The 18,351-nt window shown below is 71.5% G+C and carries 16 protein-coding genes; 7 read left to right on the top strand and 9 right to left on the bottom strand.

The window, feature by feature from the left end; all coding sequences use genetic code 11:
* Positions 1–42: 42 nt before the first annotated feature.
* Positions 43–2,511 (bottom strand): helix-hairpin-helix domain-containing protein, encoded by a 2,469-nt coding sequence (locus ACWC0C_RS27980; RefSeq protein WP_450866662.1) that lies wholly within the window; start codon positions 2,509–2,511, stop codon positions 43–45.
* Positions 2,508–3,491: an aldo/keto reductase gene (locus ACWC0C_RS27975; RefSeq protein WP_449198180.1), complete on the bottom strand. Its 984-nt coding sequence runs from the start codon at positions 3,489–3,491 to the stop codon at positions 2,508–2,510. The genes ACWC0C_RS27980 and ACWC0C_RS27975 overlap by 4 nt, the downstream gene beginning before the upstream one ends.
* Positions 3,492–3,659: 168 nt before the next feature.
* On the opposite strand from ACWC0C_RS27975, the gene ACWC0C_RS27970 reads away from it, so the two are divergent.
* Positions 3,660–4,715 carry an LLM class F420-dependent oxidoreductase gene (locus ACWC0C_RS27970; RefSeq protein ID WP_450866660.1) on the top strand — a complete coding sequence of 352 codons (1,056 nt, stop codon included), beginning with the start codon at positions 3,660–3,662 and terminating at the stop codon, positions 4,713–4,715.
* Positions 4,716–4,883: 168 nt separating this feature from the next.
* Complete coding sequence (locus ACWC0C_RS27965) at positions 4,884–5,672, top strand: ferritin-like domain-containing protein (protein WP_450866658.1); 789 nt, start codon at positions 4,884–4,886, stop codon at positions 5,670–5,672.
* 15 nt (positions 5,673–5,687) lie between these two features.
* Here ACWC0C_RS27965 and corA read toward each other — a convergent pair whose 3' ends face one another.
* Entirely contained in the window at positions 5,688–6,683 is a 996-nt protein-coding gene (gene corA, locus ACWC0C_RS27960) for a magnesium/cobalt transporter CorA (protein ID WP_449198183.1), read from the bottom strand.
* Positions 6,684–6,745: 62 nt separating this feature from the next.
* Here corA and ACWC0C_RS27955 point away from each other — a divergent pair, with 62 nt between their 5' ends.
* The 4 genes from ACWC0C_RS27955 (at position 6,746) to mshC (ending at position 10,282) form a co-directional block, all read left to right on the top strand.
* The gene (locus ACWC0C_RS27955) at positions 6,746–7,432 is read left to right on the top strand and encodes a histidine phosphatase family protein (protein ID WP_450866656.1); all 687 of its coding nucleotides are present in this window, start codon (positions 6,746–6,748) and stop codon (positions 7,430–7,432) included.
* 112 nt (positions 7,433–7,544) lie between these two features.
* Complete coding sequence (locus ACWC0C_RS27950) at positions 7,545–8,135, top strand: DUF3090 domain-containing protein (protein ID WP_449198185.1); 591 nt, start codon at positions 7,545–7,547, stop codon at positions 8,133–8,135.
* Entirely contained in the window at positions 8,099–8,950 is an 852-nt protein-coding gene (locus tag ACWC0C_RS27945; RefSeq protein ID WP_450866654.1) for an SCO1664 family protein, read from the top strand. The genes ACWC0C_RS27950 and ACWC0C_RS27945 overlap by 37 nt, the downstream gene beginning before the upstream one ends.
* 102 nt (positions 8,951–9,052) lie before the next feature.
* On the top strand, positions 9,053–10,282 hold the full coding sequence (gene mshC, locus ACWC0C_RS27940) for a cysteine--1-D-myo-inosityl 2-amino-2-deoxy-alpha-D-glucopyranoside ligase (protein WP_450866652.1): 1,230 nt from the start codon (positions 9,053–9,055) through the stop codon (positions 10,280–10,282).
* 160 nt (positions 10,283–10,442) lie between these two features.
* Here mshC and ACWC0C_RS27935 read toward each other — a convergent pair whose 3' ends face one another.
* From ACWC0C_RS27935 to ACWC0C_RS27910, 6 genes are all read right to left on the bottom strand, one after another.
* Positions 10,443–11,363 (bottom strand): PAC2 family protein, encoded by a 921-nt coding sequence (locus ACWC0C_RS27935; RefSeq protein ID WP_449198188.1) that lies wholly within the window; start codon positions 11,361–11,363, stop codon positions 10,443–10,445.
* Between the two features lie 166 nt (positions 11,364–11,529).
* Positions 11,530–12,201, bottom strand: coding sequence for a FadR/GntR family transcriptional regulator (locus ACWC0C_RS27930; protein WP_449198189.1), 672 nt, complete (start codon positions 12,199–12,201; stop codon positions 11,530–11,532).
* Between the two features lie 221 nt (positions 12,202–12,422).
* Positions 12,423–14,039, bottom strand: a complete 1,617-nt coding sequence (locus tag ACWC0C_RS27925; RefSeq protein ID WP_450866649.1) for an FAD-dependent oxidoreductase — start codon at positions 14,037–14,039, stop codon at positions 12,423–12,425.
* Between the two features lie 41 nt (positions 14,040–14,080).
* Complete coding sequence (glpK, locus tag ACWC0C_RS27920; RefSeq protein WP_450866648.1) at positions 14,081–15,619, bottom strand: glycerol kinase GlpK; 1,539 nt, start codon at positions 15,617–15,619, stop codon at positions 14,081–14,083.
* A gap of 89 nt (positions 15,620–15,708) precedes the next feature.
* The gene (locus tag ACWC0C_RS27915) at positions 15,709–16,503 is read right to left on the bottom strand and encodes an MIP/aquaporin family protein (RefSeq protein ID WP_449198192.1); all 795 of its coding nucleotides are present in this window, start codon (positions 16,501–16,503) and stop codon (positions 15,709–15,711) included.
* Positions 16,504–16,873: 370 nt separating this feature from the next.
* Positions 16,874–17,638 carry an IclR family transcriptional regulator gene (locus ACWC0C_RS27910; protein WP_450866646.1) on the bottom strand — a complete coding sequence of 255 codons (765 nt, stop codon included), beginning with the start codon at positions 17,636–17,638 and terminating at the stop codon, positions 16,874–16,876.
* A 282-nt stretch (positions 17,639–17,920) separates the two neighbouring features.
* Here ACWC0C_RS27910 and ACWC0C_RS27905 point away from each other — a divergent pair.
* Positions 17,921–18,351 (top strand): homocysteine S-methyltransferase family protein (locus ACWC0C_RS27905; protein ID WP_450866644.1); only part of this gene is annotated, 431 nt, incomplete at its 3' end.

Raw genomic sequence — 18,351 nt, 5'->3', positions numbered from 1 at the left:
GCGCCGTCGCGGCGGCGGGAGGACAGCTCGTCGCCGCGGGCGTCAGCCGGTCGGCACCTGCGTGCGCAGCAGTGTCTGCAAGCGGGTCGTACGGGGCTTGGCCGGGGTTTCCGCCACCGCCTTCGGCAGGGCCTGTTCCACGCCGTGGACCACGGACAGATGCCGCTCCGCCCGGCCGAACGCCGTGTACACCCAGGGTCTGCTGAGCGCCTGTGCCGCATCGCCGGGCAGCACCACGACGGCCGCGGGCCAGCGGGTGCCCGCCGCCTGGTGCGCGGTCAGCGCCCAGCCGTGCCGTACGGCGCCCTCCACCCGCTCGCGCGGTACGACCACCGGGATGCCCGCGCACGACAGGTGCAGGCCGTCCGCGTCCGCCTTGACCACCACACCCAGCGCCGTACGGCCCGGGGCGGGGGAGTAGGCGATCCGGTCGCCCGGGTCGAAGCCGCCGAAGCGGCCGGGGCCGGGGTTGAGGCGTTCCTTCAGGGCGGAGTTGAGGGCGCGGGTGCCCGCGGCGCCGCCGTGCCCCGGAGTGATCACCACGGTCTGGTCGGCCGGGATGCCGATCGCCCGCGGCACCGAGTCCGCGACCAGCTGGACCGTCCGGTGCACGGCCTCGCCCGCGTCCCGCACCGGGACGATGACGATCTCCTTGCCCGGAGCGGCGACCTGGTTCAGCTCGCCGATGCCGATGCCGGATACCAGCTCGCCGATCGGGCCCGGGTCGGGGACGCGGGAGGCGATCTGCGGGCAGACGCGGGCGGCGAGCAGATCGGCGAACACCCGCCCCGGACCGGCCGACCACAGCACCGCCGGGTCGCCGCTGAGCACCAGCCGGGCGCCGTCGGGCAGCGACTCCACCAGCATCGCGGCGCTCTCCACGTCCAGCTGCGGCGCGTCCAGCACGATCAGCAGGTCCAGTTCCAGCGCGCCGTCCGCGTCCCGGCCCGGACCCTCGGCGCCGGACAGCAGCCCCGCGACCGTGCCCACGCCGTGCTCCGCCCGGTCCGCGCCCGGCAGCAGTGCGGCGAGGTGGTCACGTCCGTCGGGCGTGTGGCACACGGCGAACGCCCGCAGGTCCGCAGTGCGCGCGGCGCCGAGCAGCGCGGCCGGCTCGGCACGGGCCGCCTCCCCGCCGGAGTGCAGCACCAGACCGTGCCCGGCGACCGCGCGGGCCAGCTCGGCCGCCCCGCCGGAGACGGTGCCGGCGGCCGTCTGCCAGGCCTGCTCGGTCTCCTTGGACAGCGAGTTGACCAGCCGGGCCAGGCCGTCGGCGAGGCTCTCCTCCGCCAGCGCGTACCGCTCCAGGCCGACGAGGACCCGGACCGGCCGCTCCTCCTCCTCGCCCTCTTCCGCAGCCTGCGGGGCCGCGGCTCCCGTTTCCTCCAGGGCGTCCTGGAACGCCAGGGCCTCGCCCTCCGCGAGCGTGCCCTGCACCGCCGCGTCCGGGTCCGGAACGCTCTGCCGGCCCAGCGCCGCGGTGAGCGTGGGCAGTTCCAGCGCGGTGTGCCCGGCCAGGGCCGCCTGCTCCAGCAGCCAGACCGTGATCGCACGGCCCCGCCGCTCGTCGCCCGGACCGCAGGCGGTGCCGAGCAGCGCCCGCGCGAATCCGTCGGCCTGGTCGGGACGTACGCCGCCGATCCACAGCAGCTGCCAGGGGTCCTCGCGCAGCGCCGCGTCGGCGCCCTCGCCCAGTGCCGCGGCCACCTGGAGGGCCAGGGCCTCGGGCGCGCCGCCCTCGGCCAGCACCCGGCGCACGCTCTCCACCGTCTCCGGTGCCGGGGCGCCGGGCGTGACGGCGGCCGGTGCGGGGGCGGGCTGCGGCCGGTGTACGGGCTCCGGGGCCGGGCGGCGCGGGGCCGGAGCGGGCTCGGCGAACGCCGCGGCCACCGGCTTCTCACCGCTCTCCACCGCCCGCACCGCGGCCAGCAGGTCGGCCGCCTTGCCGCTGAGCTTGGCGCCGCTCTCGATCGGGCTCTTCTTCTCCGCCTTGCGCCGCTCGATCCGCTCCCGCTCGACCCGCTGCGCGGCCAACTCGGCCTCCGCCTCGGACAACTGGCCCGTGTCACCGTCCCCGCTCGCGGCTCCCTCGGCAGCCCCGTCTTCGCCACCGCCGTCGCCGTCCACACCCTGGTCACCGCCGACGCCGGTCCCGCCTTCGGCACCGCTCACGCCCGCGTCCACGTCCGCGTCCGGGTCGGAGTTGCCGTGGGTGCTGGTCGCGTCGGCGTCCGTGTCGGTCTCGCCTCGGGCGCCGCTCGTGCCCGCGTCCGCGTCGGTCTCCCCTCCGGCGCTGCTGGTGCCCGCTTTGCCCGCGCCTTCGGCCGTGCTCGCGGCGGAACCCGCGCTGTCCTCTCCCTCGGCGCCGCTCGTGTCGATGCCGTCCGCACGGCTCTCCCCGGGCGTGGGCTTCCCGCCTGGGGACCCGGGTGTGGGCTTCCCGCCTGGGGACCCGGGTGTGTCCGGTGTCCCCGGCCCGGCTTCCTCCGTGGTCTCCGGCTCCGTGCTCACAGCGTGCTCCAGTCGTGATCGGGATAGCGGTGCACGGGCGCCGACACATCGTCCAGCGCCCGGCAGATCTCGTCAGGAAGACTAAGGGCCTCCACTGACAATGCCGCCGTGAGCTGCTGTGCGTTGCGCGCGCCGACGATCGGCGCGGCCACGCCGGGCCGGTCCCGGACCCAGGCGAGGGCCACCTGCAGCGGGGTGACGGCGAGCCCGTCGGCGGCCGTCGTCACCGCGTCCACGATGCGGGAGGCCGTGTCGTCCAGGTACGGCTCCACGAACGGGGCGAGGTGCTCGGAGGCGCCGCGCGAGTCCGGCGGAGTGGTGTGCCGGTACTTGCCGGTCAGGACACCCCGGCCGAGCGGCGAGGAGGGCAGCAGGCCGACGCCCAGGTCGAGCGCGGCGGGCAGCACCTCACGCTCCACGCCCCGCTGGAGCAGCGAGTACTCCATCTGCGTGCTGGCCAGCCGCGTGCGCATGCCCGGTGCCGCGAGCTGCCAGGTCGCCGCCTTGGCGAGCTGCCAGCCGCAGAAGTTGGAGACGCCCGCGTACCGGGCGCGGCCGCTGCTCACCGCTATGTCCAGGGCCTGGAGTGTCTCCTCCAGGGGGGTCTCGGGGTCGTAGGCGTGGATGTGCCACAGGTCGACGTGGTCCGTGCCCAGGCGGGCCAGGGAGGCGTCGAGCGCGGAGAGCAGATGGCCGCGGGAGCCGTCGAAGCGGCGGTCGGGGTCGGGCACGCTGCCGGCCTTGGTGGAGATCACCAGGTCCCGGCGTGGCACGAGCCCGTCCATGAGCTGTCCCAGCAGATACTCGGCCTCTCCGTCGCCGTACACGTCCGCGGTGTCGACGAGGGTGCCGCCGGCCTCCCAGAACGCCTTCAGCATGTCCGCGGCGTCGTGCTCGTCGGTGTCCCGGCCCCAGGTGAGGGTGCCGAGTCCGATCCGGGACACGCGCAGGCCGGTTCGGCCGAGATGCCTCTGCTCCATGCGGGCGAGATTACTGGCCAGAGCCCGTGCGGTGGGTGGCCTGTGGATAACCAGTGCTGCCCGGGTTTCCCCACCCGTACTGCCCCGTCGGCACGACTGCCCGCGGCTGCGTATCCGCGCTAAGGTCGCCCCCACAGGCACGTTACTCATGGGTAAGGGGAATCGGCCATGCAGCTCGGGATCAACCTCGGCTACTGGGGTGCCGGGATGGACGGGGACAATCTGGCCGTGGCGCAGGAGGCCGACCGGCTGGGCTTCTCCGTGTGCTGGGCCGCGGAGGCCTACGGCTCCGACGCGGCGACGGTGCTGTCCTGGGTCGCCGCGCAGACCGAGCGCATCGACGTCGGCTCCGCCATCTTCCAGATCCCGGCCCGCCAGCCCGCGATGACCGCGATGACGGCGGCCACGCTGGACTCGCTGTCCGGGGGCCGGTTCCGGCTGGGCCTCGGGGTCAGTGGACCGCAGGTCTCCGAGGGCTGGTACGGCGTCAAGTTCGACAAGCCGCTCGCCCGCACCCGCGAGTACGTGGAGATCGTCCGCAGGGCGATGACCCGGGAGCGGCTGACGTACGAGGGTGAGCACTGGACGCTGCCGCTCCCCTGCGGCCCGGGCAAGCCGATCAAGCTGACCGTGCACCCGCAGCGCGAGCACATCCCGCTGTACATCGCCGCGATCGGCCCGAAGAACCTGGAGCAGACCGGCGAGATCGCCGACGGCGCCCTGCTGATCTTCCCCGCTGCCGAACACCTGGAGGAGACGACCCTCAAGTACCTGCGCGCGGGCCGGGAGAAGGCCGGCAAGACCCTCGACGGGTTCGACGTGTGCCCGACCCTGCCGATCGCCGTGGGCGGCGACAAGGACGTGGCCCGCCTCGCCGACACCTTCCGCCCCTACACCGCGCTGTACGTCGGCGGCATGGGCAGCGCCAAGCAGAACTTCTACAACCAGCTCGCGCAGCGCATGGGTTACGAGAAGGAGGCCGCCGAGATCCAGCAGAAGTACCTGTCCGGGGACAAGGCCGGGGCCGCGGCGGCGATTCCGCAGGACCTCATCGACAGTACGACGCTGCTCGGCTCCGTCGACCGTATCGCCGACCGGATGAAGACCTACGCCGCGGCCGGTGTCACCACGCTCAGCCTGTCCCCGGCCGGATTCACGCTGGAGGAGCGGATCGCCTCCCTGCGGGCCGGCAGCGAGGCCCTGGAGCGCGCCGGACTGGCGTAAGGCGGGTTCCAGCGGCCGTGGTGGGGGCTCGGGGGTCTTCCCCGCCACGGCCGTCATCGGAAACAACGCGCCCGTCGCCGCCCGGTTACGAGCCCGGCATTCCTTCTTTCGGCCGAGTCGCCGGACACCCGTGTTGCGGCTCCCCTCTGCCCGCATTTGACTCGTTTCATGCTGTCGGCCAAGAGTCTGTTCCAGGAGATCCTCGACCACGACGAGTCGTTCCGGCTCTTCTGCTCCATCGCCGCCGGCGGGGAGTCCCAGGGTGGCTGGGAGAACGGACGGATCGCCGCGCTGGTACCGCGCGGCGAACACGCGCTGGCCCCGAAGATCGCCCGCCACGGCGCCGACGAGGACAAGCACGGACGCATCTTCAACGCCCTGCTGAGCAAGCGCGGGCTCACCCCCGTCGCCGTACCGCCCGAGACCGACTACACGATGCTCCTGGAGCGGGGCGGCATCGGCCTCGCCCACGACAGACTCAAGCGGGACGAGCCGCTCACCGTGCGGGACATCATCGTCTACCTCTCCCACAGCCGGGTCACCGAACAGCGCGCCTCCGAGCAGATGGAGCAGCTCCTCGAGTACGTCGCCGGCCATCCCGACGTCGGCAGGGCCGTACGGGTGATCTCCCGCGACGAGGACAACCACCTCGCCTACACCCACGAGGAGCTGCTGCGGTTCGCCGCCGCCGGGCACGGCCGCTTGATCCAGCGCACCCTGCGCGAGTGCGCGCTCGCCGAGATCCGCGTCCACCGGGACGTCAGCCTCGCCGTGATGGCCCGCATGGGCCGCATCCTGGGCTGGCCCAAGGCCAAGCAGGCGCTGCTCGCGACCGCCATCCACGCGGTGTACGCCTATGAGCGCCTCGTCGGCTGGCGCCGCATGGTCACCCTCAGGATGCCCGAGCGCCGCGACCCCCTCGGCGGCCCCGCCACCCCCGCCCACGAGTTCGCCTGAGCCGCGCGAAGAGCGTCACAACCAGCCGCGCCGCTTGAACAGCCGGTACAGCGTCACCTCCAGCGCGGCCATCGCCAGGATCACCGCCGGATACGACCACAGCCAGTGCAGCTCCGGCATGTGGTCGAAGTTCATGCCGTAGATCCCCGCGATCATCGTGGGAACCGCGGCCATCGCCGCCCACGCCGAGATCTTCCGCATGTCGTCGTTCTGCCGCACGCTCATCTGCGCCAGGTGCGCCGACAGGATGTCCGACACCAGCCGGTCCAGGCCCTCCACGGACTCGTTCACGCGCATCAGGTGGTCGTACACGTCCCGGAAGAACGGGCGCGCCTTCTCGTGCACGAAGGGCACCGTGCCGCCGAACGGTCCGGTGCCCGCCAGCCGGGTCAGCGGCAGCGCCAGCGGGCCGGTGGCCCGGCGGAACTCCAGGATCTGCCGCTTGAAGCCGTAGATCCGCGACGCGGTGCCCCGCGAGCCGCCGCCCTCCGGCCGGAACACCTCCGCCTCCAGCTCCTCCAGATCGGTCCCCAGCTCCGTCGCCACCTCCAGATAGTGGTCGACGACGGCGTCGGAGATCGCGTACAGCACGGCGGTCGGGCCCTTGTCGAGCATCTCCGGCTCCTCCTCCAGCCGGTGCCGTACGGCGGCCAGAGGCGAGATCTCGCCGTGCCGGACGGTGACCACGAAGCAGTCCCCGATGAAGACCATGATCTCGCCGGCCGAGACGGTGTCGTTCTCCGCCTCGTACACGACCGGCTTCAGCACCATGAACAGCGAGTCGTCGTACACCTCCAGCTTGGGCCGCTGATGCGCGTTGAGCGCGTCCTCCACGGCCAGCGGATGCAGCGCGAACTCCTGCGTGACCAGGTCGAACTCCCGCTCGGAGGGCTCGTACAGGCCGATCCACACGAAACCGCCCGCCGCCCGCGCCTCGTCGAGCGCGTCGGACAGGTCCTCCGGGCCCTCGGTACGGATCCCATGCCGGTAGATGGCGCAGTCCACGATCACGGAGCGCATTCTCCCTTCGCCCGGCCACCGACGCATGTGCTGATACGCCTACCCTGGGCCGCATGCCCACGCTGATCCTCGTCAGGCACGGACGCTCCACCGCCAACACCTCCGGAGTCCTCGCCGGCTGGACACCAGGCGTCGCCCTGGACGAACGCGGTGCCGCCCAGGCCGCCGCGCTGCCCGCCCGGCTCGCCGGACTGCCGATCTCCGAGATCGTCACCAGCCCCCTGGAACGCTGCCAGGAGACCGTACGGCCACTGCTCGAGGCCCGCCCGGAGCTGCGCGCCCACACCGACGAACGGATCGGGGAGTGCCACTACGGCGACTGGTCCGGCCGCAAGCTCGCCGAGCTGAAGGACGAGCCGCTGATGGAGGTCGTCCAGGCCCACCCGTCGGCCGCCGCCTTCCCCGGCGGCGAGTCCATGCGCGCCATGCAGACCCGCGCCGCCGAGGCCGTACGCGAATGGAACGCGCGCGTGGAGCGCGATCACGGCGCCGACGCCATCTACCTCATGTGCTCCCACGGTGACATCATCAAATCCCTGGTTGCCGACGCCCTCGGACTCCACCTCGACCTCTTCCAGCGGATCTCCGTGGAGCCGTGTTCCGTCACCGCCATCCGCTACACCCGCCTTCGGCCGTTTCTCGTTCGTCTCGGCGACACCGGGGATTTCGCCTCCCTCGCCCCGCGCGAGGAACCTGGTGAGGGCGACGCACCGGTCGGGGGTGGTGCGGGCGCACCGTGATCGTCGGCCGCAGTAGGGTGAAGCGGTCCGCACCGTCGCGCATCCGCGGGCGGCCCGCACCGCTGAAACCCTCGAACTCACTCTCCGCACTCACTCTCAATGGAGACAGGACGTGTCCCGTCAGGTGTTCCTCTACGACCCGCCGGACCGCTTCGTGGCCGGCACGGTCGGACTGCCCGGACGCCGTACGTTCTTCCTCCAGGCCACCGCAGGCTCCCGGGTGACCAGCGTGGCACTGGAGAAGACCCAGGTGGCCGCGCTCGCCGAGCGCATGGACGAACTGCTCGACGAGGTCGTACGGCGCAGTGGCGGCAGCGCCGCCGTCCCTGCCATGGCGCCCAGCGAGATCGCCGACAGCGCCCCGCTGGAGACGCCCATCGAGGAGGAGTTCCGCGTCGGCACCATGGCCCTGGCCTGGGACGGCGAGGAACAGCGCATGATCGTCGAGGCGCAGGCCCTGGTGGAGCTGGACGCCGACACCGAGGAGGACCTCGCCGAGGCCGAGGAGCGGTTGCTCCAGGACGAGGAGAACGGGCCCCCGATGCTGCGGGTCCGGCTGACCGGCGCGCAGGCCCGGGCCTTCGCCAAGCGCGCCCTCGACGTCGTCAACGCCGGGCGGCCGCCGTGCCCGCTGTGCAGCCTCCCGCTCGATCCGGAAGGACACGTATGTCCGCGCCAGAACGGATACCGCCGCGGAGCGTGACGCCCACCGACGCCACAGCCGACGCCGCAGCCGACTCGGCCGCCGCCGAGCTGCTCGCGCGGGGTGAGCTGACCGTCCGCGGCCGGATCCGCGAGGCGTCCAACGCCGCCCTGTTCTGCACCATCACCCTCGACGGCCGGGAAGCCACCTGCATCTACAAGCCGGTGGCCGGGGAGCGCCCGCTGTGGGACTTCCCCGACGGCACCCTGGCCGGCCGCGAGGTGGCCGCCTACGAGGTCTCCGAGGCCACCGGCTGGGGGCTCGTCCCGCCGACCGTGCTGCGCGACGGGCCGTACGGCGAGGGCATGTGCCAGCTGTGGATCGACGTCCAGGCCGAGGCGGAGCTGCTCGCCCTGGTCGACGCCGAGGAACCGGAGCCGGGCTGGAAGGCGATCGGCCTCGCCGAGGTCGGCGAGGGCCGCACCGCGCTCCTCGTACACGCCGACGACGAGCGGCTGCGCCGGCTCGCCGTCCTCGACGCGGTGATCAACAACGCCGACCGCAAGGGCGGCCATCTGCTGCCCACCACCGACGGCCGGCTCTACGGCATCGACCACGGTGTCACCTTCAACACCGAGAACAAGCTGCGCACGCTGCTGTGGGGCTGGGCCGGGGAGCCGCTGACCACCGAGGCCGTCGACGTCCTCGAGGGACTGCGCACCGGCCTCGTCGGGCCCCTGGGCGAGCGGCTGACCGCACTGATCACCCCGGCCGAGATCGACGCCACGCGCGCGCGTGTCGACGGTCTGCTCACCACGGGAGTGCACCCGGAGCCGGGCGGCGAGTGGCCCGCCATCCCCTGGCCGCCCGTGTGACCTCGGACAGCACATCGGACGTCGATCCACAAGACCGCGTATCCGGCCATCCGGCGCGATCTCATTCGTATACGCGGCCGACGGCCGGTTAGGCTCATGTACATGCATGCCTGGCCCGCTTCCGAGGTCCCCGCCCTGCCTGGTCAGGGCCGCGACCTGAGGATCCACGACACCGCGACCGGCGGACTCGTCACCCTCGAACCCGGTCCCGTCGCCCGTCTCTACGTCTGCGGCATCACCCCGTACGACGCGACCCACATGGGTCACGCGGCGACCTACAACGCGTTCGACCTCGTTCAGCGCGTGTGGCTCGACACCAAGCGGCAGGTCCACTACGTCCAGAACGTCACCGACGTCGACGATCCGCTGCTGGAGCGCGCGGACCGGGACGGCGTCGACTGGGTCGCCCTCGCCGAGAAGGAGACGGCCCTCTTCCGCGAGGACATGACCGCCCTGCGGATGCTTCCGCCCCAGCACTACATAGGCGCTGTCGAGGCGATACCCGGCATCGTCCCCCTCGTGGAGCGGCTGCGTGAACTCGGCGCGGCCTACGAGCTGGAGGGCGACATCTACTTCTCGGTCGAGTCCGACCCGAACTTCGGCAAGGTCTCGAACCTCGACGCGGCCGCCATGCGGCTGCTGTCCGCCGAACGCGGCGGCGACCCGGACCGCCCGGGCAAGAAGAACCCGCTCGACCCGATGCTGTGGATGGCCGCCCGCAAGGGCGAGCCCAGCTGGGACGGCGCCTCCCTCGGCCGGGGCCGGCCCGGCTGGCACATCGAGTGCGTGGCCATCGCCCTCGACCACTTCGGCATGGGCTTCGACGTCCAGGGCGGCGGCTCCGACCTCGCCTTCCCGCACCACGAGATGGGCGCCTCGCACGCCCAGGTGCTCACCGGCGAATTCCCCATGGCCAAGGCGTACGTCCACGCCGGCATGGTCGCCCTGCACGGCGAGAAGATGTCCAAGTCCAAGGGCAACCTCGTCTTCGTCTCGAAGCTGCGCCGGGACGGCGTCGACCCCGCCGCCATCCGCCTGGCCCTCCTCTCCCACCACTACCGCGCCGACTGGGAGTGGACCGACCAGGTCCTCCAGGAAGCCGTGGCCCGCCTCGCCCGCTGGCGCGCGGCCGTCTCCCGCCCCGACGGCCCACCCGCCGACGCCCTGGTCGAGGAGATCCGCGAGGCCCTGTCCAACGACCTCGACGCCCCCACCGCGCTCACGGCCGTGGACCGCTGGGCGGCCCGGCAGGAGGAGCAGGGGGGCACGGACACGGGCGCACCGGGCGTGGTCACGCGTGCGGTGGACGCGCTGCTGGGGGTAGCCCTGTAGACACCGCGAGGGTGGGCGCCCCGTAAGGGGCGCGGGGAACGGCACGACCAGCCACGACGGCACCGCAGACGCCCGACGGCCGGTCGCGGCACCCCATGGCCCATCGGCAACGAAAAGAAGGGGCGCTTCCCAACCACGGGAACCGCCCCTTCGCCGTACCTCAGTCCTCCGAGCCGTCCTCGTCGTCCTCCTTGCCCCCGCCCCCGGCCGCCGGAGGCCTCTGCTTGCCGCCCGGAGGGCCCACGTCCCGCCGCCGCAGATACCGCTCGAACTCGCGGGCGATCGCCTCACCCGACGCCTCCGGCAGCTCCGCGGTGTCGCGGGCCTCCTCCAGCGTCTGGACGTACTCGGCGACCTCGCTGTCCTCGGCGGCCAGCTGGTCCACGCCCACCTGCCAGGCACGCGCGTCCTCGGGCAGCTCGCCCTGCGGGATACGCAGGTCCAGCAGGTCCTCCAGCCGGTTGAGCAGCGCCAGCGTGGCCTTGGGGTTGGGCGGTTGGGAGACGTAGTGCGGTACGGCGGCCCACAGCGACACCGCCGGCACGCCCGCGTGCGTACACGCCTCCTGCAGGACGCCGACGATGCCCGTCGGGCCCTCGTACTTGGTCTCCTCCAGGTCCATCCGCTGGGCCAGCTCCGCGTCCGAGGTGACCCCGCTGACCGGCACCGGACGCGTGTGCGGGGTGTCACCGAGCAGGGCGCCCAGGATGACCACCAGCTCCACGCCCAGCTCGTGCGCGAAGCCGAGCAGCTCGTTGCAGAACGAGCGCCAGCGCATGGACGGTTCGATGCCGCGGACCAGCACCAGGTCGCGCGGCTTCTCGCCGCCGACCCGTACCACCGACAACCTTGTCGTCGGCCAGGTGATCTTGCGCACACCGCCGTCCATGAACACCGTGGGGCGGTTCACCTGGAAGTCGTAGTAGTCCTCGGCGTCCAGCGCCGCGAACACCTCGCCCTTCCACTCGCGTTCCAGATGCGCGACCGCCGTGGAGGCGGCGTCACCGGCATCGTTCCAGCCCTCGAACGCGGCCACCATGACTGGGTCGATCAGCTCGGGAACTCCCTCCAGCTCGATCACCCAGTGCCTCCTTCCGACGTGCCCTCGCTTGACTCACCAACCTTACGGCGTCCGGCGGGGGCGCCCGCAGCCCCCTTGCGTGGGGGAGTGCCCGGATCACTGCCCCGTTCGCCACCGTCGAACACCCCCCGTCAACCGGGAGCCCGGACTGTTCCGCACACGCGTTTCACAGGGTGCTGCGCAGCCACTGCTCCACGCTCGCGATGTGCACGGTCGCCCAGGAGCGGGCCGCCTCCGCGTCCCGGTCGCGCAGTGCGGCCAGGATCGCCCGGTGCTCGCGCAGGGTGCGGCCGACCGCGTCCTCCTGGGTGAGGCCCCGCCAGATCCGGGCCCGCGTGGTCGGCCCCGACAGTCCGTCCAGCAGCGAGCACAGCACCGAGTTGCCGGCGCCGCGCACGATGCCGCGATGGAACTCCAGATCGGCGGCGACCAGCTCCTCCACCGAGGGTTCCTCACCCAGCGCGTCCAACTGGGCGGACAGCGCGTCCAGTTGCCGCTCGCCGATCCGGAAGGCCGCCATCGCCGTCGCGGCCGGCTCCAGGATCCGGCGCACCGCCAGGAACTCCAGCACGGTGTCGTCGCGGTGGAAGTCCACGACGAAACTCAGCGCCTCCAGCAGCAGCTGCGGATCGAGGCTGGTGACGTAGGTGCCGTCGCCCTGGCGCACGTCCAGGATCCGGATCAGCGACAGGGCCCGTACGGCCTCCCGCAGCGAGTTCCGGGACAGGCCCAGCTCGGCGGCCAGCTCGCTCTCCTTGGGCAGCCGGTCCCCGGGCCGCAGCGCACCCGAGACGATCATCCCCTTGATCTTCTCGATCGCCTCGTCGGTGACTGCCATGACCGGCCTCCCCATCGCCCGCGGAATGACTCAGACATCGGATGTCTGAGCACATTATGCGGGCCTCACCTGCCACCCCGGCGTCGTCTTTCCCGGCAGGCGAGAGGGGCGGCTCCATCGGCGGGAGTCGCCCCTCTCGTGGGACCGGACCCGGGTGCGCCGGGTCCGGTGCTGCGGTGCGGCCGGTCCCGGTCAGGGAGTCGGACCGGCCGCACCGAGGCCTACTTCTTGTCGAGCAGGTCCTGGACCTTGGCCTTGACCTCGTCCGTGGCCAGGCCCCGGATGGTCAGCGTGGTGCGGCGGCGCAGCACGTCGTCCGGGGTCTCGGCCCACTCGTGGTCGCGGGCCCAGATGACCTGTGCCCAGATCTCCGGCGCGTCGGGGTGGACACGCTCGGCCAGTTCCGGGCTCTCGTTGGCCAGGCGGGCGATGTCGAAGGCCAGGGAACCGTAGTGGGTGGCCAGATGCTTGGCCGTGTCGGCGGCCATGCGCGGACCCGGGGCCGGGTGGTCCACCAGCAGACGGTGGGCGACGGCACGCGGGTTGGCGACACCGGGCAGCGGCAGCTTCTTCGGCAGGGAGGAGATCGGCTCGAAGTCGTCACCGAGCGGGTGGCCCGGCAGCGCCTCCAGCTTCTGCATCACCGTACGGCCGATGTGCCGGAACGTCGTCCACTTGCCGCCCGCGACGGACAGCATGCCGCCCTTGCCCTCGGTCACCACGGTCTCGCGCTTGGCTTTGGCCGTGTCACCCGGGCCGCCCGGCAGCACGCGCAGGCCCGCGAACGCGTAGGTGATCAGGTCGCGCTGCAGCTGCTGGTCCCGGACCGAGAACGCGGCCTCGTCCAGGATCTGGGCTATGTCCTTCTCGGTGACGGACACATCCGCCGGGTCGCCCTCGAACTCCTCGTCGGTGGTGCCGAGCAGCAGCATGTCCTCCCAGGGGAGGGCGAAGGTGATGCGGTACTTGTCGATGGGGGTCGCGAGCGCCGCCTTCCAGGGGGAGGTGCGCTTCAGGACCAGGTGCGCGCCCTTGGACAGGCGGATGGACGGCGCCGCGTCCGGGTCCTCCATCCTGCGCAGGTGGTCGACCCAGGGGCCGGTCGCGTTCAGCACCAGGCGGGCGTTGACGCCGAACTCGTCACCGGAGGTCCGGTCCTTGAGGTCGGCGCCGGTGACCCGGCCCTTGGTGAAGCGCAGGCCGGTGACCTCGGCGTGGTTGAGGACGACGGCGCCGGCCTCGACGGCCGCGCGGACCGTCATCAGCGCCATGCGCGCGTCGTTCATCTGGTCGTCGCCGTACACGGCCACGGCCTTGAGGTTCTCGGTGCGCAGCTCGGGCACGTCCTGCGCCGCCTTGGCGGGGGAGAGCAGGTGGCCCACGCCGTCGCCGAACGCGGAGAGCGCGGAGTAGGCGAAGACGCCCGCGCCGAGCTTCGCCGCGCCGTGCGGGCCCCCCTTGTACACGGGGAGGTAGAAGGTGAGCGGGTTCGCCAGGTGGGGGGCCACCTGGCGGGAGACCGCACGGCGTTCGAAGTGGTTCTCCGCCACCAGTTTCACCGCGCCGGTCTGCAGGTAACGCAGGCCGCCGTGGAGGAGCTTGGAGGAGGCGGAGGAGGTGGCGCCGGCGAAGTCGCCGGCGTCGACCAGAGCCACCCTCAGGCCGGACTGCGCGGCGTGCCAGGCGGTGGAGATGCCCAGGATGCCGCCGCCGATCACCAGAAGGTCGTACGACGCCTTGGAGAGCTGCTCCCGGGTCTCGGCACGGCTCGGGTTGGAGCCGGAGGCCGGGTGGGTCCCCAGGGCAGGCACGGAACTCAGGGTGGACTGACTGGTCATGTCGGGTACTTACTCCTCGTCAGAGCTGTCGTGCGGGCAGCTCAGCTCTCGTCCTCGATCCAGCCCATGGTCCGGTCGACGGCCTTGAGCCAGTTCTTGTACTCACGGTCGCGGGTGTCCGCGTCCATCTGGGGGGTCCATTCGGCGGCCCGGCGCCAGTTGGCGCGCAGTTCGTCGGTGCTGGACCAGAAGCCGACGGCGAGACCGGCGGCGTAGGCGGCGCCGAGGCAGGTGGTCTCGGCGACCATCGGGCGCACCACGGGTGCGTCCAGGACGTCGGAGAGGGTCTGCATCAGCAGGTTGTTGGAGGTCATGCCGCCGTCCACCTTCAGGGCCACCAGCTCGTCGCCGGAGTCCTTGACCATGGCGTCGGCGATCTCCCGGGTCTGCCAGGCGGTCGCCTCCAGGACGGCGCGCGCGAGGTGCGCCTTGGTGACGTACCGGGTCAGGCCGGCGATCACACCGCGGGCGTCGGAGCGCCAGTGCGGGGCGAACAGGCCGGAGAAGGCCGGCACGAAGTAGGCGCCGCCGTTGTCCTCGACCGAGAGCGCGAGCGTCTCGATCTCGGCGGCGGTGGAGATCAGGCCCATCTGGTCGCGCATCCACTGCACCAGCGAGCCGGTGACGGCGATCGAGCCCTCCAGGGCGTACACGGTCGGCTGCTCGCCGATCTTGTAGCCGACCGTGGTCAGCAGGCCCGCGTAGGAGTTGATGATCTTGTCACCGGTGTTCATCACCATGAAGGTGCCGGTGCCGTAGGTGGACTTGGTCTCGCCCTCGGAGAAGCAGGTCTGGCCGAACAGGGCCGCCTGCTGGTCGCCGAGCGCGGAGGCGACCGGGATGCCGCCGAGCAGGTCGCCCAGCTTGCCGCCGGTGACCTCGCCGTAGACCTCGGCGGAGGAGCGGATCTCCGGCAGGATCGCCAGCGGCACGCCGATGGACTCGGCGATCTTCTCGTCCCACTGCATGGTGTGCAGGTTCATCAGCATGGTGCGGGAGGCGTTGGTCACGTCGGTGACGTGCTTGCCGCCGTTGACACCGCCGGTCAGGTTCCAGATGACCCAGGTGTCCATGGTGCCGAAGAGGATGTCGCCCGCCTCGGCGCGCTCACGCAGGCCCTCGACGTTGTCGAGCAGCCACCGGGCCTTGGGACCCGAGAAGTACGACGCGAGCGGCAGGCCGGTCTCGCGGCGGAAACGGTCCTGGCCGACGTTGCGGCCCAGCTCCTTGCAGAGCGCGTCGGTGCGGGTGTCCTGCCAGACCAGGGCGTTGTGGACGGGCTCACCGGTGTTCTTGTCCCACAGCACGGTGGTCTCGCGCTGGTTGGTGATGCCGATGGCCTTGATGTCGTCACGGGTGATGCCGGCCTTCTGGATGGCTCCGGCGACGACTTCCTGGACGTTGGTCCAGATCTCGTTGGCGTTGTGCTCGACCCAGCCCGGCTTGGGGAAGATCTGCTCGTGCTCCTTCTGGTCGACGGAGACGATCCGGCCGTCCCGGTCGAAGACGATGCAGCGCGAGGAGGTGGTGCCCTGGTCGATCGCCGCGATGAAGGGGCCTGCGGTGTGGGCGTCGGTCACTGTGTGCTCCTGAAAGATCCGTGGTGAGGGGGCCGTACGGCGCTTGTCTGCTTTTTCAGCGGGTCTGCTGCTGTGAGCGGGTCTGCTTCTTAAGCGAAGGCGACGTTGTATATGCCTGCGGCGATCGCGCCGCCGACCAGCGGACCGACGACCGGGATCCAGGCGTAGGACCAGTCGGAACCGCCCTTGTTGGGCAGCGGCAGCAGGGCGTGCACGATGCGCGGGCCCAGGTCACGGGCCGGGTTGATCGCGTAGCCCGTCGGGCCGCCGAGCGAGAGACCGATCGAGACCACCACGAACGCGGTGACCAGACCGCCGAGGATGCCGAGACCGTTGCCCTTGTCGTTCAGGCCCTGCGTGAGGACCGCCAGGATCAGCACGACCGTGCCGATGATCTCCGTGGCGAGGTTCTGCGCCACGTTCCGGATCTCCGGACCGGTGGAGAAGATGCCGAGGACCGGGCCGGCGCCCTTCTCCTGGGCCTCGACCGCCTTGGCCGCGGTGGCCTGCGCGCCCGGCCCGCCGACGATCTCCTTGTCGGTCAGGTGGGCGTGGAACTGGCCGTAGTAGGCGACCCACACCAGGGTCGCGCCGATCATCGCGCCGAGCAGCTGACCGGCGAAATAGGTCGGAACGTTGCTCCAGTCGCTGTTCTTGATGGCGAGGGCCACCGTGACGGCGGGGTTGAGGTGAGCACCGGACAGCGGTCCGGAGATGTAGACGGCCGTCAGAACGGCGAAGCCCCACCCGAAGGTGATGGCGAGCCAACCGGCGTTACGGGCCTTGGAGGCCTTCAGCGTGACGGCCGCGCAGACGCCGCCGCCGAGCAGGATGAGTATGGCGGTACCGATGGTCTCGCCGATGAAGATGTCGGAGCTGGACACCCGCGACTCCTTTGTCCTTCGTCCAGGGGTAGCCGAACCCCGGGTCCCGCCGGGGTTCTGGTGCCCTCGGGGGTGAGAGCGATTGCCGGCCCTTGGCGTTGTCACACTCTAGCGCGTATTGCCGGTAGGTGTTCGACAATGCCGACCGATGGACGGGAGTCTTGCTTCGGCGTTACGCACGCGTCAAGGGTTCTGTTATCGAAAACAGGATCGTTATTGATCGCTGCCGGTTATCACTCTTCGCGCGCTGACGTGGGTAATCGCCCCATATGTTCATTTAAGGGTAGGGCGAGAACCGGGGCGCCGCCCGGCATCCCGGTCATATCCGGAGGTAAGTCCCCGGGCTTTTCCTGGAGGGAGCGCGCAGCGCTCAGAACCGTCCCGCGCCCAGGTCCCTGGACACCGCACGGGCGCAGTCGCGCACCGCGGCGATCAGCTCGGAGCGCAGCTCACCGTCCCGGCGCAGCCGTTCCACGGCGCCGGTGATGCCGACCGCGCCCACGGGCATCCGACGCCGGTCGTGGATGGGCGCGGCGATGGACGCCACCCCTTCCCAGGTCTCCTCGATGTCGGCCGCGTAGCCACGCGCGCGCGTGATGTCGAGGAGATGCTCGAAGTCGTCGGCGTCGTACACCGTGCGGTCCGTGAAGGGCTTCCGCTCGGACTCCATCGCCTCGCTGTGCGCGACGGGATCGTAGGCGGAGAGCACCTTGCCGAGCGCGGTGGAGTGCAGCGGCTGCATGGCGCCGATCTCCAGTACCTGCCGGCTGTCGTCCGGCCGGAAGACGTGGTGCACGATCAGCACGCCCTGCTGGTGCAGAACCCCCAGGTACACGCTCTCCCCGCTGGAACGGGCCAGGTCGTCGGCCCACACCAGGGCCCTGGCCCGCAGCTCGTGCACATCCAGATACGTGGTGCCCAGGCGCAGCAGCTCCGCGCCCAGTTGGTAGCGCCCGGAGGCGTCGTCCTGCTCCACGAACCCCTCCTGCTGGAGGGTGCGCAGAATGCCGTGGGCGGTGCCCTTGGCGAGGCTCAGTGACGAGGCGATGTCGGACAGGCCGAGCCGCCGCTCGCCGCCCGCGAGCAGCCGCAGCATCGCGGCCGCCCGTTCGAGCGACTGGATGTTCCGTGCCATCGCCGTACTGCCTCCGTCCCCTTCGACTGCCATCTGGGCGCTTGAGACCACCCCGTTCGGCAATGTCGAACACTACCGGTCCATGCCGACCTCTCGCTAATGGTCGGTCGGCACTTGTTACATCACACGTGACCTGGGTGTGGCACATCCGCCACCGGCGTCCGCCCCGTGGACGCCGGTGCCCATCCAAGCCGACTCCCGGTTACCCTGGCGCCGTGCGGCATCCCCGCCTGCCTGGGAAGGCCGCATAGCCGACAGCCGTCGCATCTAGGGAGCCCTTTCATGGCCTCGTTGCCACCGTCCCCTTCCGCCGACAGCCGGACCCGTGTGTCCGCGCTCCGACAGGCGCTCGCCACCCGTGTGGTGGTCGCCGACGGAGCCATGGGCACCATGCTCCAGGCGCAGGAGCCCACGCTGGAGGATTTCCAGCACCTCGAGGGCTGTAACGAGATTCTCAACCTCACCCGCCCCGACATCGTCCGCTCGGTCCACGAGGCGTACTTCGCCGTGGGCGTCGACTGCGTCGAGACCAACACCTTCGGGGCCAACCACTCCGCCCTCGGCGAGTACGACATCGCCGACCGGGTCTACGAGCTGTCCGAGGCTGGCGCCGGAGTGGCTCGCGAGGTCGCCGACGAGTTCACCGCCCAGGACGGCCGCCCCCGCTGGGTGCTCGGCTCCATCGGCCCCGGCACCAAGCTGCCCACCCTGGG

The organism is Streptomyces sp. NPDC001709 (assembly GCF_053596375.1).
The sequence above is the reverse complement of the archived record's forward strand: the minus strand, read 5'-3'. Positions and strand labels throughout refer to the sequence as shown.